The sequence below is a fragment of the Winogradskyella pacifica genome (assembly GCF_003386275.1).
GTDB lineage: Bacteria > Bacteroidota > Bacteroidia > Flavobacteriales > Flavobacteriaceae > Winogradskyella > Winogradskyella pacifica.
In genome coordinates, this window is record NZ_QREI01000002.1 from 361,275 (window position 1) to 388,065 (window position 26,791).

The 26,791-nt window shown below is 32.6% G+C and carries 23 protein-coding genes; 13 read left to right on the top strand and 10 right to left on the bottom strand.

Translation table 11 applies throughout. From position 1 onward, the window contains the following. The first annotated feature begins 159 nt into the window (after nucleotides 1-159). From DFQ09_RS05805 to fabV, 5 genes are all read left to right on the top strand, one after another. Nucleotides 160-930 carry a LuxR C-terminal-related transcriptional regulator gene (locus DFQ09_RS05805; protein ID WP_115808707.1) on the top strand — a complete coding sequence of 257 codons (771 nt, stop codon included), beginning with the start codon at nucleotides 160-162 and terminating at the stop codon, nucleotides 928-930. 286 nt (nucleotides 931-1,216) lie between these two features. Continuing rightward, entirely contained in the window at nucleotides 1,217-2,824 is a 1,608-nt protein-coding gene (locus DFQ09_RS05810) for a S41 family peptidase (RefSeq protein ID WP_115808708.1), read from the top strand. An 81-nt stretch (nucleotides 2,825-2,905) separates the two neighbouring features. Then, entirely contained in the window at nucleotides 2,906-3,463 is a 558-nt protein-coding gene (locus DFQ09_RS05815; RefSeq protein ID WP_115808709.1) for a porin family protein, read from the top strand. Nucleotides 3,464-3,471: 8 nt separating this feature from the next. Further along, nucleotides 3,472-4,872 (top strand): dihydrolipoyl dehydrogenase, encoded by a 1,401-nt coding sequence (gene lpdA, locus DFQ09_RS05820; protein ID WP_115808710.1) that lies wholly within the window; start codon nucleotides 3,472-3,474, stop codon nucleotides 4,870-4,872. 10 nt (nucleotides 4,873-4,882) lie between these two features. Continuing rightward, complete coding sequence (gene fabV, locus DFQ09_RS05825; RefSeq protein WP_115808711.1) at nucleotides 4,883-6,073, top strand: enoyl-ACP reductase FabV; 1,191 nt, start codon at nucleotides 4,883-4,885, stop codon at nucleotides 6,071-6,073. A 1,112-nt stretch (nucleotides 6,074-7,185) separates the two neighbouring features. Here fabV and DFQ09_RS05830 read toward each other — a convergent pair. From DFQ09_RS05830 to DFQ09_RS05840, 3 genes are all read right to left on the bottom strand, one after another. After that, nucleotides 7,186-7,776 (bottom strand): hypothetical protein, encoded by a 591-nt coding sequence (locus DFQ09_RS05830; RefSeq protein WP_115808712.1) that lies wholly within the window; start codon nucleotides 7,774-7,776, stop codon nucleotides 7,186-7,188. A 67-nt stretch (nucleotides 7,777-7,843) separates the two neighbouring features. Beyond that, nucleotides 7,844-8,554 carry a LytR/AlgR family response regulator transcription factor gene (locus tag DFQ09_RS05835; protein WP_115808713.1) on the bottom strand — a complete coding sequence of 237 codons (711 nt, stop codon included), beginning with the start codon at nucleotides 8,552-8,554 and terminating at the stop codon, nucleotides 7,844-7,846. Next, nucleotides 8,547-9,605, bottom strand: a complete 1,059-nt coding sequence (locus DFQ09_RS05840) for a sensor histidine kinase (protein WP_115808714.1) — start codon at nucleotides 9,603-9,605, stop codon at nucleotides 8,547-8,549. Before DFQ09_RS05840 ends, DFQ09_RS05835 begins: the two co-directional genes overlap by 8 nt. A gap of 190 nt (nucleotides 9,606-9,795) precedes the next feature. Here DFQ09_RS05840 and DFQ09_RS05845 point away from each other — a divergent pair, with 190 nt between their 5' ends. The 5 genes from DFQ09_RS05845 (at nucleotide 9,796) to DFQ09_RS05865 (ending at nucleotide 12,402) form a co-directional block, all read left to right on the top strand. Further along, entirely contained in the window at nucleotides 9,796-10,212 is a 417-nt protein-coding gene (locus DFQ09_RS05845; RefSeq protein WP_115808715.1) for a MotA/TolQ/ExbB proton channel family protein, read from the top strand. Nucleotides 10,213-10,304: 92 nt separating this feature from the next. Further along, nucleotides 10,305-10,709 (top strand): DUF2721 domain-containing protein, encoded by a 405-nt coding sequence (locus tag DFQ09_RS05850; protein WP_115808716.1) that lies wholly within the window; start codon nucleotides 10,305-10,307, stop codon nucleotides 10,707-10,709. Between the two features lie 82 nt (nucleotides 10,710-10,791). Beyond that, complete coding sequence (locus DFQ09_RS05855) at nucleotides 10,792-11,385, top strand: RNA polymerase sigma factor (protein ID WP_115808717.1); 594 nt, start codon at nucleotides 10,792-10,794, stop codon at nucleotides 11,383-11,385. After that, entirely contained in the window at nucleotides 11,369-11,551 is a 183-nt protein-coding gene (locus DFQ09_RS05860) for a hypothetical protein (RefSeq protein WP_115808718.1), read from the top strand. The genes DFQ09_RS05855 and DFQ09_RS05860 overlap by 17 nt, the downstream gene beginning before the upstream one ends. A 23-nt stretch (nucleotides 11,552-11,574) precedes the next feature. Continuing rightward, nucleotides 11,575-12,402 (top strand): mechanosensitive ion channel family protein, encoded by an 828-nt coding sequence (locus tag DFQ09_RS05865; protein WP_115808719.1) that lies wholly within the window; start codon nucleotides 11,575-11,577, stop codon nucleotides 12,400-12,402. Nucleotides 12,403-12,674: 272 nt separating this feature from the next. On the opposite strand, the gene DFQ09_RS05870 is transcribed toward DFQ09_RS05865, so the two are convergent. Continuing rightward, nucleotides 12,675-13,694: a formimidoylglutamase gene (locus DFQ09_RS05870; protein WP_115808720.1), complete on the bottom strand. Its 1,020-nt coding sequence runs from the start codon at nucleotides 13,692-13,694 to the stop codon at nucleotides 12,675-12,677. A 114-nt stretch (nucleotides 13,695-13,808) separates the two neighbouring features. Between DFQ09_RS05870 and DFQ09_RS05875 the strand changes: the two genes are divergently transcribed. Then, on the top strand, nucleotides 13,809-14,696 hold the full coding sequence (locus DFQ09_RS05875) for a chromosome partitioning protein ParA (protein WP_115808721.1): 888 nt from the start codon (nucleotides 13,809-13,811) through the stop codon (nucleotides 14,694-14,696). A gap of 59 nt (nucleotides 14,697-14,755) precedes the next feature. Here DFQ09_RS05875 and hutI read toward each other — a convergent pair whose 3' ends face one another. The 3 genes from hutI to fumC form a co-directional block, all read right to left on the bottom strand. Next, nucleotides 14,756-15,991: an imidazolonepropionase gene (gene hutI, locus DFQ09_RS05880; RefSeq protein WP_115808722.1), complete on the bottom strand. Its 1,236-nt coding sequence runs from the start codon at nucleotides 15,989-15,991 to the stop codon at nucleotides 14,756-14,758. Between the two features lie 97 nt (nucleotides 15,992-16,088). After that, nucleotides 16,089-17,483: a T9SS type A sorting domain-containing protein gene (locus DFQ09_RS05885; RefSeq protein WP_115808723.1), complete on the bottom strand. Its 1,395-nt coding sequence runs from the start codon at nucleotides 17,481-17,483 to the stop codon at nucleotides 16,089-16,091. 80 nt (nucleotides 17,484-17,563) lie between these two features. Then, the gene (fumC, locus tag DFQ09_RS05890) at nucleotides 17,564-18,961 is read right to left on the bottom strand and encodes a class II fumarate hydratase (RefSeq protein WP_115808724.1); all 1,398 of its coding nucleotides are present in this window, start codon (nucleotides 18,959-18,961) and stop codon (nucleotides 17,564-17,566) included. Nucleotides 18,962-19,399: 438 nt separating this feature from the next. Between fumC and DFQ09_RS05895 the strand changes: the two genes are divergently transcribed. Continuing rightward, a complete protein-coding gene (locus tag DFQ09_RS05895; protein ID WP_115808980.1) occupies nucleotides 19,400-21,796 on the top strand; it encodes a DUF2339 domain-containing protein in 2,397 nt (798 codons plus the stop codon). After that, complete coding sequence (locus DFQ09_RS05900) at nucleotides 21,780-23,009, top strand: DUF3999 family protein (protein WP_115808725.1); 1,230 nt, start codon at nucleotides 21,780-21,782, stop codon at nucleotides 23,007-23,009. Before DFQ09_RS05895 ends, DFQ09_RS05900 begins: the two co-directional genes overlap by 17 nt. 4 nt (nucleotides 23,010-23,013) lie before the next feature. On the opposite strand, the gene DFQ09_RS05905 is transcribed toward DFQ09_RS05900, so the two are convergent. From DFQ09_RS05905 to DFQ09_RS05915, 3 genes are all read right to left on the bottom strand, one after another. After that, nucleotides 23,014-23,301, bottom strand: coding sequence for a hypothetical protein (locus DFQ09_RS05905; protein ID WP_115808726.1), 288 nt, complete (start codon nucleotides 23,299-23,301; stop codon nucleotides 23,014-23,016). 158 nt (nucleotides 23,302-23,459) lie between these two features. Further along, nucleotides 23,460-24,134, bottom strand: coding sequence for an ABC transporter ATP-binding protein (locus DFQ09_RS05910; protein WP_115808727.1), 675 nt, complete (start codon nucleotides 24,132-24,134; stop codon nucleotides 23,460-23,462). Nucleotides 24,135-24,173: 39 nt separating this feature from the next. Continuing rightward, nucleotides 24,174-26,615: a DUF5916 domain-containing protein gene (locus DFQ09_RS05915; protein ID WP_115808728.1), complete on the bottom strand. Its 2,442-nt coding sequence runs from the start codon at nucleotides 26,613-26,615 to the stop codon at nucleotides 24,174-24,176. Nucleotides 26,616-26,791: the final 176 nt, after the last annotated feature.

The following is a 26,791-nucleotide window of genomic DNA, read 5'->3' on the forward strand; positions in this document are numbered from 1 at the left end:
GTTATAATTAGAATGTATTGATTATAAGTGTTTTGTATTTTGTTTTGTTAATTGAGTTTCAATTCTAAACGTACTCATAATCTGTTAGTTATAGTGTTTGAGGTCTATTTTATTAAAGGCTAGGCTATTGTGATTCGATAAATTTTCTAATTTTACACTATGAGATATACTGAAATTAAGGATTTGTATAAGTTTATATTCAAATCCTACGATAAGCCATTTCTAAAAGAGCATATCGCAAAGATTATAGAGCTCGACGATTATTTACCGTATAGTTCTACTTTTTTTTGTGTTACCAATACTCAAGATTTAACCTTTGAATACATAAGTAAAAACTTTACAGCCTGCTTAGGTCTCGATGCGGGTGAGCTAAAAGCGTTGGGTATGCGCTATTTTTGGAGCCGAATTCATCCCGAGGATATTGATGCTTGGTTAAGCGCTCTCAATAGTTTAATGGAGTTTACACTTTCTGAAATTCCAGAAGACAAACGAAAAGACGCCAATTACACTTGGAATTTTAGACTTAAAAATAGTGATGATGTTTATGTTAATATTATTCAGAACACCACTCCTTTAGTATTTGATTCTGACGGAAAACCGATTATTGGTTTAGCACATTACACGGTTTTAGATGCTAATGTTAAAATGGAAATTACGGCGTCTGCAAAATTATTAAATTCACATAACGAATATGAAACCTTGTTTTTTAATAACTTCTCTCAAAAATTATTAAATGACAGTATAAGTAACCGAGAGCGCGATGTGATTCGATTACTTGTGTTAAATCAATCTAGTAAACAAATTTCAAAGAAGTTAAATATTAGTTCTCATACAGTAGATACACACCGTAGAAATATTTTGAAGAAGCTTAATATTTCATCGACAGGAGAATTGATTGGTATGTTGAAAATGAATCAACATTGGTTATAAAAAGCATAAATACTCAAATTGAGTATTGCGAAATGAGATACTAAAGTGCAACTTTGAAGTACTATTAAAAATTAGGGTAAAATAGGTCCATTCTTAAGATTATTGTCATTAATCGAGAGTTTGGACTATTTTTTTTCTTCAACCTTTAGATTCGCTATTGTAAAGCGATTGGCGTATTTCTAGTTTTAAATTATATTAGAAGCAACCTTTCTTAATATTTTTACGTCTTTATAGATATAAGCTATAATTTAATCAGCAATCATATTTTAAATCGCATTAACAAAACATGAGGAAAACACTACTATTCACACTGTGTATTACATTACTATTGGCGTCCTGTGCCAGCGTTGAAAAACACAACCTGCAAGTCACTAAATTACATCCTGTTGAAGATCTTCATGAGGATATAGACAAGGTATATGACCAATTGCAACGTCATCATCCGCATTTGTATCAGTTTACATCTAAAACCGTGCTCGATTTTAAGTTCGATAGCTTAAAGAATGCCATAGATGAGCCTATGGATAGTCGTACGTTTTATAAGCAACTCGCTGCGGTTACCAAATATATTGGTCAAGGACACATGTCCTTGTCACCTCCAAGTGAACGGTTGAATAGAAAAGAAAGAAAAGCCTTAAATAAAACCAAGTTTGAACTTAATAATTTAGATTTTGAATATTTAGATGATAAACTTTTTATAGTCCATGCGAGAGGAGCTGATACTGTTTTAATTAATGCAGAAGTTTTAAAAGTTGAAGATGAAACCCCTCAGGATTTAATCAAAAACTACACTAAAACAATAGCATCAGATGGTTATAATACCACGTTTCATAATAGAGTCGCTGGCACACGTTTTATGAGTTATTATGCTAATGATAAAGGTCGTTTTGATAGTATCAGTTTAACCTTAAAGCATTCAGATTCCACTTTTGTAAAACAGTATAAACGCATTTTAAAAGTTGACACCACCAGTATAAAAAATGATTCTATAAAAAAAGATTCCCTTAAAGTTGTTGAGGTTAAAAAAGTAAAACTCACCAAAGCAGAGCGAAAGGCGAATAAACTAAAGTATAAAGCCCAAAGAAAATATAATCGTAGCCATGGTTATATCGCTTCGCGAAATGAATATACCCGAAACTTGAACTTTGTAGGTAAAGACAGTTCCGTCGCTTTATTAAAAATAAGAGGATTCTCTAATGGCAACTATAAAGACTTTTACGAAGAGAGTTTTAAAACCTTAGATTCGCTTCAAACGGAAGTGCTAGTTATTGATTTACGAAACAACTTTGGTGGACGCTTAAGTGAAATTACCGATTTGTATTCATATCTCACGGATGAAAATTATACCATGATTAACCGAAGTGAAGTTAATACTCGCTTTCCGCTTTTAAAGAGTGTAATGAGTAACACCACTCCAAACACCGTTAAAGCTTTTGCAGGTCTTATGTCTCCCGTTCTTTTTACCATAGACCTTTTTAAAACACAGAAAAAAGGGGATACCTTATATTACAAATTTAAATCCGCTAAAGAGCAAGAGCCAAAACCTTTAAATTTTAAAGGCAAAATTTATGTCTTAATTAATGGTAACTCGTTCTCGGCATCATCCATATTATCTACAAAATTGCAAGGCACTAATCGTGCTACTTTTGTAGGCGAAGAAACCGGTGGTGCGTATAATGGAACCGTAGCCGGATTCTATAAAGTGTACGAAATGCCTAATACCAAAGTACGTGCACGAATAGGACTTGCGCATATTGATGCCCCTAATAAAACGGCACCAGATGGTTATGGTGTAAAACCAGATGTAGAGTTATTACCAAGTTATAAGGATCGCTTACAATCTGTTGATCCGGAGTTAGAATGGATTTTAGAAGATATAGCGCAAAAGCCATAAATTGTTGATGTCAATAATGGGTTTTAAAATTCGTAAATAAGTAATCAAAATTGTACTTTTGTAGCTTATTTGTTTAATTGCATGCGATTATTAGTCGGTTTAATATTTTTGGTTAGTCTAGGTCTCAATGCTCAGGAGAACCCAATGGGATTAAAGATTGGTGGTCTTTCATCAACAATTTCGGGAGATGGTACTGACGATGTTTCGAGTGCAACAAATTTTCAGGTAGGATTTTTTACAGAAGTACAGGTTTCTTCTTGGTTGTCTATTCAACCGGAATTATTGTTTTCTGTTTATGGATTTAAGGATGATTATGAAGATGGTGCAAAAATAAGATTGAGTTATGTGGTTTTACCTATTATTGCGCGCATCCACTTGTCTGAAAACTTTAGTTTTGATGTAGGACCACAAGCCGGAATATTATTATCAGCAGATGGTTTATTTCTACAAAACGGAGATTTAGATACTGCTTTTAATAGTCAGGATTTTGGATTAAATTTGGGATTTGGAATAAACTTATCAGAAATAGTCGGAGTTTCATTTAGGTATTATATAGGACTATCTAATGTGATTTCTGATGAAGACTTTAATACTAAAAATAGAGCATTACAATTAGCATTACAATTTAAATTAAATTAATAAAAGATATGAAATCATACGATGTAGCAATAATTGGTTCTGGACCTGGAGGTTATGTAGCGGCAATCCGTTGCGCACAATTAGGCATGAAAACAGCTATTATTGAAAAATATTCAACGCTTGGTGGTACGTGCTTAAACGTAGGTTGTATTCCAAGTAAAGCCTTATTAAGTTCTTCGCATCATTACGAAGAAGCCACTAAACATTTTGAAGATCACGGTATTGAAATCCCTGGAGACATCAAAGTGAATCTAGAAAAGATGATTGGTCGTAAACAAGCTGTTGTAGACCAAACTACAGGTGGTATTGATTTCTTAATGAAGAAAAATAATATCGATGTTTTTGAAGGCCTTGGGTCTTTTAAAGATGCCACTCATATTACAATAGAAGGTAAAGATGCACAAGAGATTGAAGCAAAGAAAATTATTATTGCTACAGGTTCTAAGCCTTCAACATTACCGTTTATTACTTTAGATAAAGAACGTATTATTACATCTACCGAAGCTTTAAAATTGAAAGAGATTCCAAAACACCTCATTATCATTGGTGGTGGAGTTATTGGTTTAGAGTTAGGACAAGTGTATCGTCGTTTAGGTGCTGAGGTTACTGTCATCGAATATATGGACAGAATCTTACCAACGATGGATGCCGGTTTGTCTAAAGAATTGAATAAAGTCTTTAAGAAAGCCAAATGTAAAATGATGTTGTCTCATAAAGTACAGTCTGTTGAGCGCCATGGAGATGAAGTGATCGTTAAAGCAGAAAATAAGAAAGGCGAAGTTGTAGAATTTAAAGGAGATTATTGTTTAGTTTCTGTAGGTCGTAAGCCATATACGGCTGGCTTAAATGCTGAAGCTGCAGGTGTAAAATTAAATGATAGAGGACAGGTTGAAGTAAACGAACATTTACAAACGTCTGCATCTAATATCTACGCGATTGGAGATGTTATAAAAGGAGCGATGTTAGCGCACAAGGCGGAAGAAGAAGGCACTTTTGTTGCTGAAACTATTGCAGGACAAAAACCACATATTGATTATAACTTAATTCCAGGAGTTGTTTACACATGGCCAGAAGTGGCTGCTGTTGGTAAAACAGAAGAAGAATTAAAAGAAGCTAATGTTGAGTATAAAGTTGGTCAGTTTCCATTTAGAGCATTAGGTCGTGCTAGAGCAAGTGGAGATCTTGATGGCTTTGTAAAAATCTTAGCAGATAAAACCACAGATGAGGTTTTAGGAGTTCATATGATTGGTGCACGTTGTGCCGATTTAATTGCAGAAGCCGTAGTTGCTATGGAATTTAGAGCGTCTGCTGAAGATATTTCACGCATGTCTCATGCACACCCAACATTTGCAGAAGCCGTAAAAGAAGCCGCTTTAGCAGCAACAGAAGATAGAGCATTACACGTTTAGACTATAAAATATGATAATAGAACCAAGAACTAGAGGGTTTATATGTTTAACATCACACCCAGTTGGCTGTGAGCAAAATGTATTAAGTCAGATAGATTATATTAAATCAAACCCAACAACTAATGGCCCAAAAAAGGTCTTAGTTATTGGAGCATCAACAGGCTTTGGCTTAGCATCTAGAATTACTAGTGCTTACGGCTCTAACGCCTCAACAATTGGTGTGTTTTTTGAAAAGCCACCTACAGAAGGGCGTCCGGCGTCACCAGGTTGGTACAACAGTGCCGCTTTTGAAACGCAAGCGCATAAAGATGGTTTGTATGCTAAGAGTATCAATGGAGATGCATTTTCAAATGAAATTAAAGCACAAACTTTAAAATTAATTCAAGACGACTTAGGGAAGATTGATATGGTTATTTACAGTTTGGCTTCACCAGTAAGAACGCATCCAGATACAGGAGAGCGTTTTAAATCTGTTTTGAAACCGATTGGTGAAACATTTACAAATAACACCGTAGATTTTCATACAGGAGTCGTAAAAGAAATTTCAATAGAGCCTTGTTCAGGTGATGATATTGAAAATACGATTGCCGTAATGGGAGGTGAAGATTGGCAAATGTGGATTGACCTCTTAAAATCTGCTGATGTATTATCTGAGGATTTTAAAACTGTTGCGTATTCTTATATTGGCCCTTCATTAACAGAAGCGGTTTATAGAAAAGGAACCATTGGTCGTGCAAAAGATCATTTAGAAGCGACTGCTTTTGAAATTACGGATTCTTTAAAAGATATCAACGGAAAAGGCTATGTTTCTGTAAATAAGGCTTTAGTAACACAGGCGAGTTCTGCAATTCCGGTAATTCCGTTATACATTTCATTGTTGTATAAAGTGATGAAAGAAGAGGGGATTCATGAAGGTTGTATAGAGCAAATTGAACGTTTATTTAATGAGCGTTTATATGCTGAAGATTTACAATTAGATGCGCAAGGAAGAATTCGTGTTGACGATTGGGAAATGCGTGATGATATTCAAGCAAAAGTATTAGAGCTTTGGAAAGAAGCCACCACAGAGACTTTACCTGAAATTGGAGATTTAGAAGGTTATAGAACAGATTTCTTTAATCTTTTTGGTTTCAATGTTGAAGGTGTTGATTATGATAAGGATGTTAATGAAATGGTTGCTATTCCTGGGTTACAAGAGTAGTACACTTTCACTTTAAATAATTTTAAAAGCGAATTTCTGATAAGGATTTTCGCTTTTTTTGATGCTAATTATCACTAATCTATTTGTAATAATAGTTTAACGGCTTAGTGGCTTTACGCGAAATATTATAACACAGAGTTTCACAAAGAAGACACGAAGATTCACGGAGAGATTATACTAAGTTTCAACTTTTCAATAACTAGTTGACACTAATCTATAGCTTTATTAAAGATTCTTACAAATTTTTGAGGGTTTATTTCTTTGCGACTTTGCGCGAAATATAATAACACAGAGTTTCACAAAGAAGACACGAAGATTCACGGAGAGATTATACTAAGTTTCAACTTTTCAATAACTAGTTGACACTAATCTATAGCTTTATTAAAGATTCTTACAAATTTTTGAGAGTTTATTTCTTTGCGACTTTGCGCGAAATATAATAACACAGAGTTTCACAAAGAAGGCACGAAGATTCACGGAGAAATTATACTAAGCTTCCACTTTTTCAGTCACTATTTAACACTAATCTATAACTTCATTAAAGATTCTTATAGGTTTTCGAGGAGTTATTTCTTTGCGTCTTAGTGGCTTTACGCGAAATATTATAACACAGAGTTTCACAAAGAAGACACGAAGATTCACGGAGAGATTATACTAAGCTTCTATTTTTTCTATAACTATTTAATACTAATCTATAGTTTTATTAAAGATCCTTACAGATTTTTGAGGAGTTGTTTCTTAGCGTCTTTGCGCGAAATATTATGACTCGGAGTTCCACAAAGGAGGCACGAAGATTCACGGAGAAATTATACTAAGCTTCCACTTTTTTAGTCACTATTTAACACTAATCTATAGCTTTATTAAAGATTCTTACAGGTTTTCGAGGAGTTATTTCTTTGCGGCTTAGTGGCTTTGCGCGAAATATTATAACACAGAGTTTCACAAAGAAGACACGAAGATTCACGGAGAAATTATACTAAATGATGAAATTTATAAATCTTTTTTAAACTTTAAAGTAAGTTGAATTTAATACTATATATTTTACTTCACACTTCACACTTCACACTTCACACTTTTTACTAAAAACTGAGACTGCGACTGATCACTAATCTTCAAAGTTCCTGTATCAAGTCAGAAATGCGCATGCGGTTACTATAATCATGTTCATTAATATCTCGTACAAAACAATAGGCGCTGATATCGCCAGTTTTTACTTTTTCGGCTAAGACTTCAACTTTAAAAGGTCCAAATTCTTCTGATTTCTCGATGTAGTAGAATTCGTGATCATAAATTATGGTGCTAACTTTCTTTTGATATTTATCTTTTAAGAAGGCTTGGATATCTTCGACTGAATTTATATCATCATCATAGTTGGTCGCGTTAATGTACATAGCAAATTCTTCTTTGCTCTGGTTGTTTAGCACCAAGATGTCATCATCTTTAAAAAACGCTTTGACAGTAATCATTCCATCTTCGGTTTCAATAGAAAAGATATTGTGAATACTAATGTTCCATGATGTTTTTATCACATGATCTTTCCTGGAAATTTCCAGAATATTATCTGCTTTAAATGTATAAATTGATTTCTTTTTAGAAATGCCATTTATTAAAACCCATTGTTTATTTATAAAATGAGAATCGTGATGAACCTCATAATTAAATGGTTTTAAATTAGGAATAGTATTATGTAGGTAATCATTCATTTAATGAGGTTTCAATACAAAGGCAGTTGCTTTGTAACGTTGCGATTTGGGCGTTTATTTCTTAAAGTTAAAAATTTTCTAGATGTTTTAAAACTTCTTTCTTATAACTTCGACTAATGGAAAGCGCTTTCCGATTAACAGTAACATGGTCATTTGTAAATGACTGTATGTGTTCTAACGCCACAATATAAGACCTGTGAATCCTTAAAAAACGTGTTTTTGGTAATTTCGCTTCAATGGCGGTAATCGTTTCTCTGGTGACTATAACACTGTCTGAAAGATAAATTTTAATATAATCGCTATAACTTTCAATATAGAGAAGATCGTCAAAGTTTATTTTTTGCATTCTTCGGTCCGAGCGTACAAATATAAAATCATTGTTATCTAACGTGTTCGTAGTTGTTTCTTTAGAACTCGAAAAGACTTCAAAATACCGGTTTACAGATTGTAGTAAACGTGGAAAAGCAATAGGTTTTAGCAGGTAATCGACAGCTTGTAGATCAAAACCTTCCACAGCATAATCTCTATAGGCTGTGGTAAAAATAATCTTAATGTCTTTGTTTATGGACTTTGCAAAAGCGATTCCTGATATCTCTGGCATGTTAATATCTAAAAAGACTAAGTCCACTGTATTATTACTCATAAAGTTAAAAGCTTCGATGGCATTTTTGCATTGTGCAGCAACCTCAATAGTATCAATCTTAGATAAATGAGAAGCAATGATGTCTCTCGCTATAGATTCATCGTCAACGATAATACAAGAGATGGTTTTAGGCATTGATTAATGATAGTTTTAGTTGTACTTCGAAAAAATGGTTATTCTCTATAATATTTATATCATACTGATTTTTATAGAGTAGTTCTAGTCGCTTCTTTATGTTGTCTAATCCAATACCAGATTGAATTGCATCTGTTTTAGAATGCGAATTTTTAATACTAAAATGGATACTATTGTTTTTACATTTAAAAGCAATGTCAATAGTCAGTTTACCATTTTTAATCTTGCCATGCTTAAAGCTATTCTCTACAAATGGTAAAAATAACATTGGGGCAATTTCCATATTTTCAGAGCAACTATCATCACTTAAATTAATTTCTAGAGTATCATTAAAACGCAGTTGTTCTAAACTTATATAATCTTTAATATGGTTAATCTCATCCGTTAAAGGCACAAAAGGTTTATCAACTTGGTATAGCAAATAGTCTAAAAGATTAGATAGTTTTAGAATCATTTCGGGGGTTTCATCTGCTTTCTTCAAAGCAAATCCATACATGGTGTTTAGCGTGTTGAATAAAAAGTGCGGATGTATCTGCATTTTTAAATACTTCAGTTCTTGCTCTTTTAGTTTTAGTTGTGTTTCTAGGATTTTGGTTTCTAAAGTCTTGGTTTTTTTAGAAGCGATATTATTTAGTTTCATTAGCTTAAATGCGCTTACAATAAAGGTAACGAGATAGATGCTTGTCATTACAAAAAGGATGTTTCCTGTAATGGGATTCATATGGGAATATTCAAAGTTTGAAAGATAAATCAAACTAAAAAAGATAGACACCATTACTAAATAGGCCGAAATAATAAGCGTGTATATACTATAAAGTATAAAATGGAAATAGCGCTTTGTAATGAGGTAATTTGGTATTAACGCATAAATACAAACATAGGTTAGTGAAATCGTTATGGGCATCAAAAAGAGTGAATACACTAAGGTATCATCAAAGTTATTGCTGCCAATACCAAAAAAGTACGTGAAGAATAGGAGTACAGCACACCAAAATATAACATGGAGCAATCCTTGACCAATTTTTTTAAATATGAATTCTTTTTTTAGCATGTACTATAATTAGCATTACAATAATACCATATTTTTCAGCTGAATAATACCTTTGTAGACGAATGACGGAATTAGCAACGGATTTAGCATTTAGTTTAAAAGGGCATTAAACTGGTGATTCGTCGCATTTTAAAATTATTACAGCATTTAAGATTTAAGTTTGAACCATGTTTAATTAAAATCATCAATTATGAACGAACACTTAGTTTTGAAATTATTAGTACTACCTAATCCATTGGCAGACCGGTTTAATGAAGGAGGGCCATTATTTATGTCACTTATTTTAATCTGTTTATTGCTTTCTGTTTTTCTTTTAATAAAAGGTTTTATCAACCTTAAAAAGAATAAAGTGATAGCTGAGAAAATGCTGAAACTAACTATAGATTCTAGCTTATTAGGTTTAGTGTTAGGTTTTTTAGGATCTGTTATTGGATTAATTACCGCTTTCGATTCTGTTGAGGCCATGGGAAGTCCTGAGCCTTCAATTTTTGCTGGCGGATTAAAAATATCCTTATTAACAGCAACTTTTGGCTTGTTTACATTTGTTTTAGCACGTGTAGGAATATTAATATTACGATGGTGTCTAAATGCAGAAAAGAACGCATAATAAACATAAATGATAATATTACAAGCGAACTTTATAAGGTTCGCTTTTTTATTTTCTCGTGTTTTATTTCTGTAATTTTGTAAAAACAGATTATGGAAGAACTAACGCTCACAACACCAGCACTTTTGTTCTCGGCAATATCGTTAATTATGTTAGCGTATACCAACCGATTTTTAGCTTATGCTGCTATCATTCGAAATCTTAGTGATAAGTATTTAAAGCATCAAGACGCTTCCGTTCTCAGGCAAATTAAGAATTTAAAATTAAGAATAAAGTTGACTAGATATATGCAGATAGCAGGTATTACTAGTTTATTGTTTTGCGTTTTAACGATGTTTTTAATTTATATAAATTATCCTATTGTAGCAGTTTGGGCATTTGGTTTAGGATTAGTACTTCTTATTTTATCCTTATTGTTTTTAATATGGGAAATTCAAATATCAGCAAAATCTTTACAGCATCATTTAGGTGATATTGAAAATCATTTTAAAAAGTAATTTTTTAAATTTTTTTTGTGACCTCTTTAAATATTGTGTGTCTTAATATTAATAACCAATTTAATACCGACTAAAAAATCCCTTGACCAAAGACGCTATTCATAGTCTAACCGATGAAGCGCTCGTAGAAGCTATCGTGAAAACCAACGACACTTTGTTGTTCGAGGTGCTGTACGATAGATTTGCGAACATGGTTTATAATAAATGTTACGGATTTGCAAATGGAGTTGATGAAGCCAAGGATTTAACTCAAGATGTTTTTCTAAGGGTTTATGTAAAATTAGGAAGTTTTAAAGGGAAGTCTAAATTTTCAACATGGTTGTATGCTTTCACGTATAATCATTGTGTTAATTATGTTACTCGAAATACAGCTAAAAAGTTTGAGAAAAAGTCTATTAGCACAGAGTATCTTGACATTGAGAATATAGGTGAAGATATAGATTCTACGCTTGAGTTTGAAAGCATGAGAGTAGAGCAGTTGAAGCACGTTATGGAACTCATCTCACCAGATGATAAGATGATGTTATTATTAAAGTATCAAGATAATTTATCAATTAAAGAATTGGCCGACGTTTTAGATATAGGAGAAAGCGCGGTTAAAATGCGATTAAAAAGAGCGAAAGATAAACTTGTACATAAGTACACAAATTATACGAAAGATGGAGAATCCATTTAAGCAATTAGATAAGCCTTTACAGGAAGTTCCGCTGGAACTGAAAGAGAAAGTTATGCATGATATTGCCATAGCAAAACTCTTTTTGGAATTGGCAGAATTGTTTTCGTATAATATTGGTCATATTATAGACAGTGTAACAAGTAGACGGAAAAAAGATAATAAGTAAAAAATAGTAGTAACAGTATTAGTATGGAAAAAGTAACAGAATTTAAGGATATTGCTATGCAATCGTTAACTACAATGTGGTTAGAGATTACTAAAATATTTCCTAATATAGTTGGGGCATTAATTGTATTAATTATCGGTTGGATTGTAACCAAGCTTATTATTAAGCTTATTAAGAAAGTTTTAAAATTAGCAAAGGCAAATAAATTAGATGATAAATTAAACGAGATTGAGATTATAGAAGGTAAAAAACTCAATTTTGATACTGTTAAAATTGTTTCTGGTTCTGTAAAATGGATGATGTATATTATCTTATTAATAACGGCATCAGACATTATGGGATTAGATATTATTTCTAATCAAATTAGTGCGTTGTTATCTTATATACCACAATTGTTTGCGGCGTTAATTATATTTATTATTGGTTTAATTTTTGCCAATTTCGTTAAGAATAGTTTGAAAAAATTATTCGAATCAATGGATTTATCTGGTGGTAAAATGATTAGCCAAGTGGTGTTTTTCTTATTACTGACATTTATATCTATTACAGCATTAAATCAAGCTGGTATTAATACAGAAATAATTACCAATAATATTAATATGATAATCGCAGGCTTCTTATTGGCCTTTTCCATAGCTTTTGGTTTGGGTGCGAGAGAAGTTGTCGCTAAATTATTGAATACATTTTATGCACGTAAGACTTTTGAAGTTGGTCAGAAAATAATATTCAATGATAAGGTTTATGAAATAGAGGCTGTAAAAAGTATCGCTGTTATATTAAAAAATTCAGAAGGAAAACTGATTGTTCCTATTAAAGATATAGTAGAAAATCAAGTACAAATGCAGGATTAACTATAAGGTTAGGGTTATAGATTTTATGTTTACATAAAATAGGATCCTGCATGTGCTTGAGATTTTAAAGCCCTATTTATTAATTTAAATAGGGTTTTCTATTTAATGAATAACTAATTTACAAATTTTTTAATGTAAAATTAAGGGGGAGTTAATTAATAATCAAGATCTGTATCATATATGAAATATGTAGAGAAAACTATTTTCAGATAATAGAAGTTAGATGTAATACAGCTGTTTTTTCAAAATTATAAAACGAAAGAGTGTTTGTATTAGTGTCGATTAGCACGAATAAAATCAGAAATTAAATAAGTAATCAACTTACCAATTTTGGTATCTTCATTGTTCGTTGGTGCAGCTTCACAAATATGTAGATACGCTGCGTTTTTATGTTTACCTAAATGATTTACAAATTGTCTTGCTTGTTGTATACTAAAACCACTTGGCGTCATAGCGCTACTCGGTATATTTTCAATAGCATCGCAATCAATTTCAATTCCAAAGGTCGTGTTCGATACATGGTCTAAAGCAGTGTCCATTTCAGAAATAAAATCGAGTTCATTTCTTACCTCTAGAGCCTCATACGTATTGTATTCTATAAATTTTACTTTTCTCATCGTTTTTAATAAGGTATCAGAAGTGTAGTTTTCGTGTAAGCCAAAAATAAAATAGTTTTTTAAAAACCCTTCCGCAAAGGCATAACTAAATCCGTTACCACTATGTCTGCCTTCTTCAGCTCTAAAATCAGAATGGGCATCAAAATTCACAACATTTATTTTTCCGTTGTTCGCTAAAGCACAACCTTTAATATTACCATAGGCATTATTGTGGCCTCCTCCTATAATAATGGGAGTTTTACCAGCTTTAATAATAGAGGATACAACATATGCAACATCTTTATCTATGGTTTCCACAAGATTTCTAACTTTAGAAAGCTGCTTTTTTTTCGATACATCTAAGTCATATACCAATTTTTGTTCTTCAGTATAATCTAAATGACCAAGTATTAAAACGCGTTTGGCATTAGTGAAATCATTACTCTGTATATTTAACAAAACTTTTAGAGTCGTGTCCCAAGCATGATAAGGGCTTGGTTTACCGTAATTTGCTATAATTCCAATAGCTTCTGTTATTCCAAAAATAACATAGTCAACATCTAAATTAACAATGTTATCGTATATCTTAGTGAGGTTAGGAATTAACTGAATATGTTCTCCAAATTTTGTTTCACCTTTTCGTTTCTTTAAAAGCTGTTGTTTGTCTTTTTCTGTAAATAAAATAAGATGCTCCATTTGGATAAATAATTTAAATAATAGATTAAAAGTACATTTTTATTTAATTACTTTGACTTCAAATTAACATTTTAAAAAAAACTAGAATTAACAATACTTAAAACTAAACAATTTATGGAAGGTTCACAAAAATCGAGTACAGGATTAAAAGTAGGCTTAGGGATATTATTAGTATTATTCTTAGTAACTGCTTTCTACACCTCTAAACTTTACAGCGAAAAGCAAGAGAATGAAAAGATGCTAGTTAATGAGAAGAAACAAGTGATGAATGATCTCAATAACATGGCCAAAGATTATGATGAAGCCATTGCTGAAAGTGAAGTTAAGAATCAAGATTTAATTGCTGCAAGAGAACGTATTCAAGGTTTAATGGATTCTTTAAAGGTATCTCAAAATAGCGTTGGTAGTTTATGGAACTACAAAAAGAAGTACATGGCTTTACAAGAAGAAATGGACGTTTTATTAACTGAAAACGATCGTTTAAAAGGTGAAAATCAATACTTAGCATCATCTTTAGATAGTACTCAAGTTCAGTTGGCGGAGCGTACCATGTTTACCGACTCATTGTTAGTTCAGAACACAGAACTTACAACGGTGGTTAAAGATGCCGCTGCATTACAAACTGTTGGGTTAGTTGGTATGGGGGTTATTGAGAGAAATAATGGTAAACAAATACCAACAGAACGTGCCAGACGAAGTGATAAAATTAAAGTTTGTTTTACTGTCGCTAAAAATATGCTAACCGAAGGAGGAGATAAAGAACTATACGTTCAAGTTATTGATCCTAAAAATAATGTATTAGGTTCTAACGATCAGATAGAATTTGAAGGGCAGACATTAAATTACAGTTTAATTAGTAGATTTAACTACGAAAATAGAAACTTGAATATCTGTGAATATATTAATGAATTAGAAGATTCTAAATTTGAAGAAGGACGCTATACTATAAATGTATTTAACGATAAAGCCTTAATTTCTACTTCAGAATTTGAATTGAAGTAAAAAGATAGTTGGTTGATTCATAAAAAAAATCCAGAAGTTCGCTTCTGGATTTTTTTTTGTTATAATACTTGACCGTTAATTATGACTTGCTCAACAGGATTGTGGGCAAATGCATATGGAATTTCACTATAATGATTCATCGGTTTGGTGATAATAAGATTGGCTTTTTTACCGCGTGTTATGCTGCCATACATATTACTTATTCCCATAGCATAAGCACCATTTACCGTCGCTGCATTTATAGCTTCTTCTGGTGTTAATTTTAATTTTACACAAGCTGTACTCACTACAAAATTCATATTACCACTTGGTGCAGTACCAGGATTGTAATCGGTAGCAATGGCTAGTGGTAAACCGGCATCTATTAGTCGTCTGGCAGGTGTATAAGGAATGCTAATAAAATAAGAACAGCCAGGTAGCGCAACAGGCATAGTGTCACTTCCTTTTAGAGCTTTAATATCTTTATCACTTAATTCTTCAATATGGTCTACAGATAAAGCATTGTATTTTACGCCAAGTGCAATACCACCTAAAATAGTAAATTGGTTCACATGAATTTTAGGTCGTAAGTTGAATTTTTTACCAGCTTCTAATATCGCTTCTGTATCTTTTATACTAAAATAGCCTTCTTCACAGAATACATCAACGTAATTAGTGATGTTTAATTCTGCCGCTTTAGGAATTAATTCTTCTGTAATATAGGTTATATAGTCTTCCTTTTTTGTTTTGAATTCTTCAGGGATAGCATGAGCTGCCAATAATGTAGGGATGATAATTGCTAGACTTTCTTGCTTTAAACGTTTTATAACACGAAGCATTTTTAACTCAGCTTCAACTGTGAGTCCATAACCTGTCTTTATTTCAACAGCTCCTGTTCCCATAGCAATCAGTTCGTTCAATCGTTTTAGGGATTGTTCAAATAATTCATCTTCTGAAGTATTTTGTAGCGTTTTTGCGGAATTTAGAATACCACCACCTTTTTTGGCTATTTCAGCATAAGACAATCCATTTATTCGGTCTACAAATTCTGAAGTTCTATCTCCTGCATAAACTATATGTGTATGAGAGTCACACCACGATGGTAAAACTAATTTACCAGTGGCATCAATAATTGTTTCTGCATCAAACCCTTCGCAATCACTCATGTCACCAAATTCAATTATAGTGTCATTCTCAATATAGAGGTAAGCATTTTCTATAATTGGTAATTTTTTCATGTCACTACCTCTAATAATAGTAGTGTTATAATCATGAACTTGAATGAGTTGTTTAATGTTGGTAATGAGTAGAGACATATGAGTTGGTATTTTTGTAAAGATTGCTATTTTTTTGAACAAAAAAAAACGCTAGTAACAATTTACTAGCGTTTTTAATATTTAAAAAAGTATTTCTTTATTCTTTTATGAATTTTGAAGTCACTGCATTATTAATTTTTATAGTATAAATACCAGCTGCTAATTCCGAAACATTAAGTGTTTCTCCATTAGTTACATTTTTAACGCGTACTTGTTTTCCTAATACATCATAAACTGTAACATTGATGTTAGTATTAAAACCTTCAAAAGTTAAGTAATCTTTGGTAGGGTTAGGGTAGATCGTTAAATTTTGAAATTGAACATCTGACACACTTAGCACAATTTTCTGATTTTCAAAATAATTTAAGGCATCTTGATTATAAGCAGAGGTTGCGATATCTAAATCACCATCGTTATCGTAATCTTCAATGGCGAGTACGAAAGCCTGACTTTGAGTGTCATCGATGATGTCTTCAGCATCAAAGTTTCCTGAGCTATTATTTTTAAACCATACGAGGTCATTCCCAACGCCAGAAGCCCCATTACCTAATACGATATCATTTAAGCCATCATTATCTAGATCTTTAAATAGAGCCATTGCAGGATTCGTTAGTGTTGTCGTAAAAATGGTTTCAGTATAACCAGAACCATTATCTTCATACCAATATAAGTTTCCTGTTGGTCCACCGCCATAAGACACTTCAGTAGCTAAAATATCTAAATCAGCATCACCATCGATATCTTCAAAGCTCACATGAAATATACCCGTTTTTCCTGTTGCAACAGTTGTGGCATCTTTAGTAAATGAAACTGTGCCATCGATTGCTAAATTATTTCTGAAAATTTCAATAACATCACTTCCGTAGAAAGCAGTACCTACTAAAACATCTAAATCACCATCACCATCAATATCTTTCATATCTATAGCACCTGGGGTTACTAAAGTGTCATCAATTTTGTTGGCGTCTAAAGTAAATGTACCTGTACCATCATTTGAAAACCAAAGAACTTCATTATTATCGTAAGCCGTTACAGCGATGTCTAAAAAGGTATCATTATTTATATCACCAACAGAGAATCCTGAAGCTCCTGCAACTGCGCTCGAAATTATATTTTCAGTTAAAAAATTTCCACTACCATCATTAGGGTACCATGCAACACTATCATTTGAATATCCAGATGCGATAACGTCTAAAAAAGTATCTCCATTTAAATCCGCAAGTTTAATAAAACCAATACCTTCTAATGTGGTGGTTATTAAAGGCTGAATTGCAAATGTATTATCACCATTATTTTTATACCATTCGATAGTATTTCCTAGATATGTACCAATAATAATATCAGGGAATGCATCTCCGTCAATTAAACCAGATGTCATGGTATAAGGGGCGTCTCCGGTACTTGCATTAATCGTTTCCTTAGGTAGGAAAGTGGTTTGCGCCATAGCGAAATAGCTGAGCATAGCAAAGCCAAAAAGTAATTTTTGTTTCATAATAGTTATAGTTTAGAAATGCTAATATACTAAAAAATCGACAAAATATGTATTTCGTCGATTTTTTTAGTCTTTTGTCGTTACTTTAAGGTGCCGACCATGTTTTCTGGTTTTACCCATTCGTCATAATCTTCAGCAGAAACATAACCTAAATTCACAGCTTCTTCTTTTAACGTGGTTCCATTTTTATGTGCTGTATTTGCAATCTCAGCAGCTTTATAATACCCAATTTTTGTGTTTAGTGCTGTTACTAGCATTAATGAGTTGTTTAATAACTGCTTAATCACTTGGTGATTTGGTTCAATACCACTTGCACAATGTTCTTCAAAACTAACACAAGCATCTCCAATTAATTGCGCAGACTGTAAAATGTTTGCAGCCATCATCGGTTTAAAAACATTAAGCTCGTAATGGCCTTGAGTTCCACCTACAGAAATCGCAACATCGTTCCCCATAACTTGTGCACAAACCATAGTTAATGCTTCACATTGTGTAGGATTTACTTTTCCTGGCATTATTGAACTTCCAGGCTCATTTGCAGGAATTATGATTTCACCAATCCCAGAACGAGGACCAGAGGCCATCATTCTAATGTCATTAGCTATTTTATTTAATGAAACGGCTAATAATTTTAAAGCACCATGGGTTTCTACAATAGCGTCATGTGCTGCTAAAGCTTCAAATTTATTCTCTGCAGTTATAAAAGGTAAGTCTGTAAATTCTGCAATATATTTTGCAACTAAAACATCGTAACCTTCAGGAGTATTCAGTCCTGTTCCTACAGCTGTTCCTCCCAAAGCCAATTCGCTTAAATGAGGTAAGGTATGTTCTAAGGCCTTTAATCCATGATCTAATTGCGATACATATCCAGAAAATTCCTGACCTAAAGTCAATGGAGTCGCATCCATTAGGTGTGTACGACCAATTTTTACTACGGTTTTAAACTCTAATGATTTTTTATGAAGTGTATTTCTTAATTGAATAACTCCAGGAATTGTCGTTTCAACCACTTTTTTATAAGCTGCAATATGCATTCCTGTTGGAAACGTATCGTTAGAGGATTGCGATTTATTAACATCATCGTTAGGTTGAATTGTTTTTTCTCCTTCACCTATAACACCACCAGCGATTTGATGAGCTCTATTAGCCACAACCTCATTAACGTTCATATTACTTTGCGTACCAGAACCTGTTTGCCAAATAACTAATGGAAATTGATCATTGTGCTTGCCTTCTAATATTTCATCGCAAACTTGTGCAATTAAATCGCGTTTTTCCTTAGATAAAACGTCTAGCTCACAGTTGGTGTAAGCAGCAGCTTTTTTCAAATAAGCAAAACCGTATACAATTTCTAATGGCATAGATGCAGAAGCACCAATTTTAAAGTTATTACGAGAGCGTTCTGTTTGTGCTCCCCAAAGTTTGTCGGCAGGTACTTTAACCTCACCCATTGTGTCTTTTTCAATTCGGTAATTCATGTGTATTGTATTTATTGCTTTACAAAATTAAAGTTTTTGTAAGTTTAATTAGATATAATGTTTGGTTTTATTTAAACAGCTTTTAAGTCAAATAGTTAATAAGTTTTATATATAATTGATAATTGTTTTATTAATTCTATTGTAAAGGATTTATGATATCCTAAACCATTATTAAAGACATAAATTACACGTTATATATGTGAATTATATTCAAATTAATTAGTGTTATCTAAGAAGGATAAATGACTGTTGACTTTGGTCTAGATGCGTTTAAACTTCTTTAATAGGAATAGCTTATAGATGAAAAACAAATGGTACATAATCGCAATAAAATGTGATAATAAATAGAACTTCAATTCGCAAAGTTGACCGTTCAGTTATTTAAAACTATTTTAGCCGTGTCTTTACTTTATGAAAAGACAACCAAATCAATTGTATATGGCAACAAATCAAGAGCTTATTGATAAACTCATTGAGAAGTTAGAGCTGCTTTTTAAAAAGCAAGCCGAATTTTCTTCTGAAATTAATAGTTTAAAAGAGGAACTGTATCACTTAAAATCGGGTTCTGTTGAAGATAAAACCGTTTCAAAAATTGAGGAAATTCAGCCAGATGAATCACCAGTAAAAGATTTAAAAGAGGTCGTAGAACTTATCACTGAAGCTAGCGAATCTGTTGATCATGAAACGCAGCCTATTTTAGAAACTGAATATGAAGCTGAACGTGTTGTAACTGAAGAAAAAATTATAGCTGATAAAAAGCCAAAATCGAAATCGAGTATTGAAAAGTTTATTGGTGAAAATCTTTTAAATAAAATTGGAATTATCATTACTGTCATTGGTGTGGCAATTGGTGCAAAATACTCCATCGAAAACGAATTAATAAGTCCATTAACACGAATTATCCTCGGTTATTTAACAGCTATTGGTTTATTAGGCTTTGGTATTAAACTAAAAGAAAAATATGAATCCTACAGTGCTGTTTTGGTCAGTGGGTCGATTGTAATCCTATATTTTATCACCTTTTTCGCCTACAGCTTTTATGATCTGATACCTCAGGTTTTCGCGTTTGCGCTCATGGTGATTTTTACAACATTTACGGTCGTTGCTGCCATAAGTTATAATAAACAAGTCATTGCTCATATTGGTTTAGTTGGTGCTTATGCGGTTCCGTTTTTATTGAGTACTGGCTCTGGGCAAGTAGAAGTACTGTTCAGCTACATGGTGATAATTAATATTGGGATATTAGTACTTTCCTTTAAGAAACATTGGAAATCATTATACTATTCAGCCTTTATATTTACTTGGCTCATTTTTGGATCGTGGTTCTTTGTTGAATATTATGAAGATGAGCTGTTTGGTCTAGCTTTAACTTTTCTAAGTTTATTCTTTATTATTTTTTACATCACATTTTTAGCCTATAAAATGCTTAAGCGTGAAGTCTTTAAAGGAAGTGATGTTGTCTTGTTACTACTTAATTCGTTTTTGTTTTTTGGATTTGGCTATGTTATTTTAAGTGATCATGAAACAGGTTCGCAACTTTTAGGACTATTTACTCTCGGTAATGCTGTGATTCATTTTATCGTTAGTGTCCTTTTTTATAAGATGAAATTAGGGGATAAAAACCTGTTTTACTTAGCTTCGGCAATGGTTTTAGTCTTTATCACCATTACAATTCCTGTACAATTAAATGGGAATTGGGTGACGCTTTTATGGGTAAGTGAGGCTGCTTTGTTATTTTGGTTAGGACGAACAAAAGGGATTACCGTGTATGAGAAACTATCGTACCCATTGATGGTGTTAGCCTTTATTAGCCTTCTAGAAGACTGGTCTAATGGTTATAATTTATATTACACTATTGATGTAGAAAATAAAGTAACTACTATTTTTAATATCTACTTTTTAACTTCAATGTTGTTTGTTGCTGCATTTGGCGTTATTGTTTGGCTCTCTAGGAAAGAAGATTATGCCTCTGCTTTAAAGCCTAATTCTATTTGGAACCGTTTACTCACTTACTTCATTCCTGCAATTTTATTATTTAGTGCTTATTATGCCTTTAGATTAGAAATTGAAATGTATTGGGATCAGATATTTTATAATTCTCAATTGGTAATTCCGACAGAAGATAATTACGATGAAACTTTTAGTAATTATGATTTATTCGACTTTAAAATTATTTGGATTCTCAACTATTCTTTAGTGTTTACGGCATTATTATCTCTGATTAATTTCAAGATAATAAAACACAAATTATTCGAAAAAATCGCTTTAGGGTTAACAGTTGTTAGCATTTTTGTGTTCTTAACACAAGGCTTACTTATTCTAAGTGAATTAAGAGAAAGTTATTTAAACCCTTCAGAATATTTTGCGCAAAGCAGCTTTCATTTATGGATTCGTTATGTGTGTTTTGTCTTTTTAGCACTAGCATTATATACCTGTTATAAATTTATTAAGCGTGATGGCATTGCCAAAGGTTATAAAATAGGCTACGATATTATACTTCATGTTTCCATTGTTTGGGTGTTGAGTAGCGAACTTATTCATTGGATGGATCTATCGGAATCGACGCAATCGTATAAACTTGGGTTGAGCATACTTTGGGGAGTGTATTCGTTCTTATTAATTGCTTTTGGAATTTGGAAAAACAAAGTCTATTTGCGAATTGGAGGCATGGCTTTCTTTGCAATTACCTTAGTAAAACTATTCTTTTACGATATTGTGCACCTCAATACCATTTCAAAAACGATAGTGTTTGTGTCGCTTGGGGTGTTACTTTTAATCATTTCGTTTTTATACAACAAATACAAAAATCAAATTTCAGATGACGTTAACAACTAGATTATTTATAGGTTTTCTTATCGGTTGTACTTTATTTTGTGGTGCGCAAATTGAAACTTATAATTATAAAAGAGCACTAAATGAAGTCAATGACGAGTGGCATAAAGTTGCTTTGCCAGACGCTGTATTCGGAAAAGTGAAATCGGATTTGTCAGACCTTAGGATTTATGGAATAACAAAAACGGATACCATTGAAGCTCCGTATTTGTTACAAGTGCTTTCTGAGAAAATAGTGAGTAAAACCATTTCATTTGATATCATCAATAAAACAAAAGGAGCCAATGGCTATTATTTTACATTTCAGTTAAATTCTGAAGACATTATTAATCAGATTCATCTAAATTTTAAGGAGCAAAATTTTGATTGGAGAATCGAATTGCAAGGCAGTCAGAATCAACAAGAGTGGTTTACAATTCTTGAAGATTATAGAATTATGTCCATAAAAAATGAAACGACCGATTTTAAATTTACCAAGCTAGATTTTCCGGATGCTAAATACCGTTTTTTTAGACTTTTAGTAAAACAAAAAGACCAGCCAGAATTACAATCAGCGCAACTTTTTAAATACGAAATCACTGAAGGAAGTTTTGTGAATCATGCTATTAAGACTATGGCAATCACAGATGATAAGAAACAAAAAGCGACCATAATTAATTTAGACTTAGAACAATCGGTATCCATAAGTCAATTACATATTGACGTTGGTAATACGTTTGATTATTACAGACCTTTAAAGATTGAATATAAAAGCGATAGTATAAAAACTGAAAAAGGGTGGAAATACAGTTATACAACGATTAAAAATGCGACATTAAACTCGCTTGAAGCTAATCGTTTTAAAACTTCAAATACGATTGCGAAGGATTTAAAAATAACAATTTACAATGGTGACAATCAGCCGCTAACCATAAAAGATATTTCTGTAAAAGGTTACGAGCATCAATTAGTAGGACGATTTACAGAACTAGCAAATTATATGTTGGTTTATGGCAATCCCGCAGCGAGAACACCAAATTACGACATTGCTAAGTTTGAAACTAAAATACCTAAAGCATTAAAAACTTTAAAAATAGGAGCAGAGCAAGTTATCATAAAGCAAAAACAAGAAAAGGTAAAACCACTATTTGAAAATAGTTATTGGCTTTGGGCTATTATCGGAATCGTTATTTTGATTCTTGGTGGCTTTACATTGAAGATGTTGAAGAAGAGCTAGTCTTTTAGCGTTCTTTGAGTTTATTGAAGTATTTAGTCCTATAAAACTTATTTACGTCTCTTTTAATTGTATCACGATTAGAATTTATCATATAATATTCAAAATCAGATTCAGTAATTTTATAGAGTGAATCACCAACTTTTAATTGTTCATGGATAAAAAACGGAATTTCTTTATTCCATTTGTTGTCTATTAAAATAGTTCTGGTTCTTCCGTTATCTATATTTAAAAATAAATTTGTGATTTTTCCGGAATAGGACGAGTTATGAATGCTTTTGTATTTTTTTTTCAAGAAAACTCAATGAATTATTACGAACCAAAAGGGTTAAGAGAATCACTATAAATATTGGAATAAAAACTAAAGCAAGATACCTTGCTATCGATTTATCTTGATTGATTAACATAGTTCGATTCTCCTTATTTCATTTATGAAAATACACTCAGCAATAATTACCCTAAAATCTTCCCATCAACCATCGTCAACTTACGGTCTGCCATTTCAGCTAATTCATGGTTGTGTGTTACGATGACGAAGGTTTGATTAAACTCATCCCTCAATTTAAAGAATAAATTATGAAGCTGATCTGCAGATTCGCTATCTAAATTCCCTGAAGGTTCATCTGCAAAAATGATATTCGGACTGTTGATTAAAGCTCTAGCTACAGCCACACGTTGTTGCTCTCCTCCAGACATGCTATTAGGTTTGTGATGAATGCGATCCTTTAAACCTAAATAATCTAACAATTCGATAGCGCGCTTTTCGGCATCAGCTTTTGGTGTTTTATTAATAAACGCAGGAATACATACATTCTCTAAAGCAGAAAATTCTGGTAATAACTGATGAAATTGAAATATAAAACCAATGTTCTTATTTCTGAATTTTGCTAAATCTTTATCATTTAAAGTTTTAATAGATTGCTCGTTTATAATCAGTTCAGTATCTGACTTATAATCGGGTTTATCTAAAGTGCCTAAAATTTGAAGCAGCGTCGTTTTACCAGCACCAGAAGCGCCAACAATAGAAATGATTTCACCTTCTAAAATAGTTAAGTCTACACCTTTTAAGACCTCGAGATCTTTATAGGCTTTCTTAATTTGCTTTGCGGAAATAACAGTTTTACTCATACGATGTGAAAGTACTACTTAATGCCTAATTTTACAATACTAAGAATCAGATTTATTAGGATTGAAAAGAGATTTCATACCATTAAAGTCAATAAAATATTGCAATCTAACAGAAAGTGTGTGCTGCATAGGTTGCTCAAATAAGGTATCAACACTTTCAGAATAGTTATACTCAGCGAGCGTGTCTAAATTAAAGAGTTGATTACGGTATAATGCAGTTAAAAAACTTCCTGGAGCAAATTGCCAAGAGTAGCTTAAATCGATATTCCAAGTGCTAAAATTAATATTGGGATCACTACTAATGTTGTCTAAGGCATAACCCGAAGCTGTTGTTAATCGACCAGAATCTAATAACGTAAATAAGTCGTTGTCATACTTTACGGTATCCCAATAATGTCTAAAACTTAATGCTATAGATTTATAAGGGTTAAATGCGTAGTTAACAGACACACTATTAGTTATAATTTGTCTATTGCGTTCACCGAAAATAGGCTGATTATCTTCCTCAGTTGCAAAACCGCGTCCGCCATTCGTAAAATCATAGTAAAATTGATATATAAATAGAAGTTTGTCATTGAGTCTTACACGTGGTTCAACTTCAATATCATAATTAAATAAATCTCTACCATCTTCAAACATTGATCCGGCATTCACTCTAAAATCGAAAGCAAAAATTCGGTTGTAATTTGAAGAAATCCAACCTCCCGCACTTGTATAATTTTCATAAATAAAAGGTCTGCCATCTCGAGATTCAAAGTAATCGTTTTGTTTGCCAGGCTCAGCGCTTAAGTTAAAACCAAAACCATCTAAGTTGGTTGTGGTGGCTTGATATGAAGCTCCCAAATTAAATTGAGCGTACACATTAGGCTTTGCTAATCTATTGTAATTAAAGTAGGTACTAACACTATAGTTATTTAAATTCCCGCTTGGCTCAAAAGTTTGATACGAGATATCAGAGCTAAAATTGTTGTAATTATTTCGCAATAATAAGCCTAAATCATTAATATCGAATTTAGTGTCGGCAAAACTGTGTTCTAAGCTATAGCGTAAATTACCATGAATTTTAGCTAACTTTAAATAACTACTAAAACCGGTTTCACTATTGGTGTTTTGATAATTTACATTGCTCATTCGTAAATCTGTTGCCACACTATAGGTATTCCGTTTATTAATGATGTTTGCAACTAACGCAGTAGCATTAGCATCTCTAAAATGGCCTTCTCTCAGTACATTGGTGTTAATTAAACTTACGGACGAATTACCATTAAATTGTTGGTCTACGACTAAGATATTGTAATTAGCAAATGGTTCTACAACGGCATTACGTTTTTCATCTGTTACTGAGTTTTTAATGGTAGCCGTTGTTTTTTCTGTAATCGCATTAAAGAAACCAATACCTAAGCCATTTTTAGTTCTACCAGAAACTTTTACGGCGTTTAATACCTTAACTTCATTAGGTGAAGTGACGTTTTCATTTTCATCAAGACTAAGCTGTCCACTTGGTCTATTTCCAATTCGTCTAGAAAAAAACAAATCTCCTTTAGAAAATAAATCGACACCTTCCGTAAAAAATTGACGTTGTTCAGAGAAGGTTTGTTCAAAAGGGCCAAGGTTTAAAACAACATTATCAAATCCGGCTTGACTAAAATCAGGAACCAATGTCGCATCTAAGGTAAAATTATCTGTGAGTCCGTATTTTACATCCATTCCGAATTTTAAATCCGTGTCTGTGTCTCCATCATAGTTATTTATAATTCCTGTTGTAAAAGGGTAGAGGTTTAACCTAACGGGAGGTTTTACGTCTTTAAGACCTTTAACTTCGGCATGGTATAATCCGGAATAGCCTTGGGTTGGATCAATTGGATTCCAAGTATACCGCGATCTAGAGCGCCTAAATTCTCTATGAAATTGCACTCCCCAAGTCGGTTCGTCTTGGTCTGCGAAACGTAACGTTCGGTATGGGATTTTCATTTCTACAATCCAACCGTCGTCCACAATTTTCACTGCACTGTCCCAAACGGCATTCCAACCAAAATCCTCGCCAATAGTTGGACTTTGAATAGCATCAGCTTGCTGTCCAGAACTAAAAACATAAAAAGCGGTGTCGTTTTGGGCGTCGTTATTGGGATTTAGTACTAATATAAAGTAATCTGTCTGACCAAAATTATCTCTATTGGTGAGTTGTTTCATTATTTTAGAAGGATCGTCATAAAGATAAGCTGCAACATAAATAGCTTTATCATCGTACGTCATTTTTACTTCTGTACGTTCGTTGTGCGGAGCTTCTTTTCCAATTTCGGGTCTATTTGAAAGAAAACCTGTGGCCATTTCTGCATTTTTCCAAATTGCATCATCTAAAATGCCATCTATTTTAGGTTCTAATGTAGAACGCTGAATATTTAATGTTTTTTTATTTTGAGCAATACTAGAAGTAGCAATACCTAATACGGTAAGCAAAAGAATTAAAGAACGAGCGTTCATAAATGGTTTTGGTCGTTTAGAATAGGGTATAGACGCAATTATTTAGCGGTTGTTGCATCGATCTTTTGCAAAATTAAGTTCTCACGCTGAGCAACGTTCTTAATTAAACGTTAAAATAAGAGACATTACTAACCATTACTAAGTTTTAATATGAAGGTGGCAGTCTTTTTTATTTG

Coding starts and splice junctions, on each gene's coding strand:
- DFQ09_RS05805 (WP_115808707.1), top strand. CDS start 160: ATGAGATATACTGAAATTAAGGATTTGTATAAGTTTATATTCAAATCC.
- DFQ09_RS05810 (WP_115808708.1), top strand. CDS start 1,217: ATGAGGAAAACACTACTATTCACACTGTGTATTACATTACTATTGGCG.
- DFQ09_RS05815 (WP_115808709.1), top strand. CDS start 2,906: ATGCGATTATTAGTCGGTTTAATATTTTTGGTTAGTCTAGGTCTCAAT.
- lpdA (WP_115808710.1), top strand. CDS start 3,472: ATGAAATCATACGATGTAGCAATAATTGGTTCTGGACCTGGAGGTTAT.
- fabV (WP_115808711.1), top strand. CDS start 4,883: ATGATAATAGAACCAAGAACTAGAGGGTTTATATGTTTAACATCACAC.
- DFQ09_RS05830 (WP_115808712.1), bottom strand. CDS start 7,776: ATGAATGATTACCTACATAATACTATTCCTAATTTAAAACCATTTAAT.
- DFQ09_RS05835 (WP_115808713.1), bottom strand. CDS start 8,554: ATGCCTAAAACCATCTCTTGTATTATCGTTGACGATGAATCTATAGCG.
- DFQ09_RS05840 (WP_115808714.1), bottom strand. CDS start 9,605: ATGCTAAAAAAAGAATTCATATTTAAAAAAATTGGTCAAGGATTGCTC.
- DFQ09_RS05845 (WP_115808715.1), top strand. CDS start 9,796: ATGAACGAACACTTAGTTTTGAAATTATTAGTACTACCTAATCCATTG.
- DFQ09_RS05850 (WP_115808716.1), top strand. CDS start 10,305: ATGGAAGAACTAACGCTCACAACACCAGCACTTTTGTTCTCGGCAATA.
- DFQ09_RS05860 (WP_115808718.1), top strand. CDS start 11,369: ATGGAGAATCCATTTAAGCAATTAGATAAGCCTTTACAGGAAGTTCCG.
- DFQ09_RS05865 (WP_115808719.1), top strand. CDS start 11,575: ATGGAAAAAGTAACAGAATTTAAGGATATTGCTATGCAATCGTTAACT.
- DFQ09_RS05870 (WP_115808720.1), bottom strand. CDS start 13,694: ATGGAGCATCTTATTTTATTTACAGAAAAAGACAAACAACAGCTTTTA.
- DFQ09_RS05875 (WP_115808721.1), top strand. CDS start 13,809: ATGGAAGGTTCACAAAAATCGAGTACAGGATTAAAAGTAGGCTTAGGG.
- hutI (WP_115808722.1), bottom strand. CDS start 15,991: ATGTCTCTACTCATTACCAACATTAAACAACTCATTCAAGTTCATGAT.
- DFQ09_RS05885 (WP_115808723.1), bottom strand. CDS start 17,483: ATGAAACAAAAATTACTTTTTGGCTTTGCTATGCTCAGCTATTTCGCT.
- fumC (WP_115808724.1), bottom strand. CDS start 18,961: ATGAATTACCGAATTGAAAAAGACACAATGGGTGAGGTTAAAGTACCT.
- DFQ09_RS05895 (WP_115808980.1), top strand. CDS start 19,400: ATGGCAACAAATCAAGAGCTTATTGATAAACTCATTGAGAAGTTAGAG.
- DFQ09_RS05900 (WP_115808725.1), top strand. CDS start 21,780: ATGACGTTAACAACTAGATTATTTATAGGTTTTCTTATCGGTTGTACT.
- DFQ09_RS05910 (WP_115808727.1), bottom strand. CDS start 24,134: ATGAGTAAAACTGTTATTTCCGCAAAGCAAATTAAGAAAGCCTATAAA.
- DFQ09_RS05915 (WP_115808728.1), bottom strand. CDS start 26,615: ATGAACGCTCGTTCTTTAATTCTTTTGCTTACCGTATTAGGTATTGCT.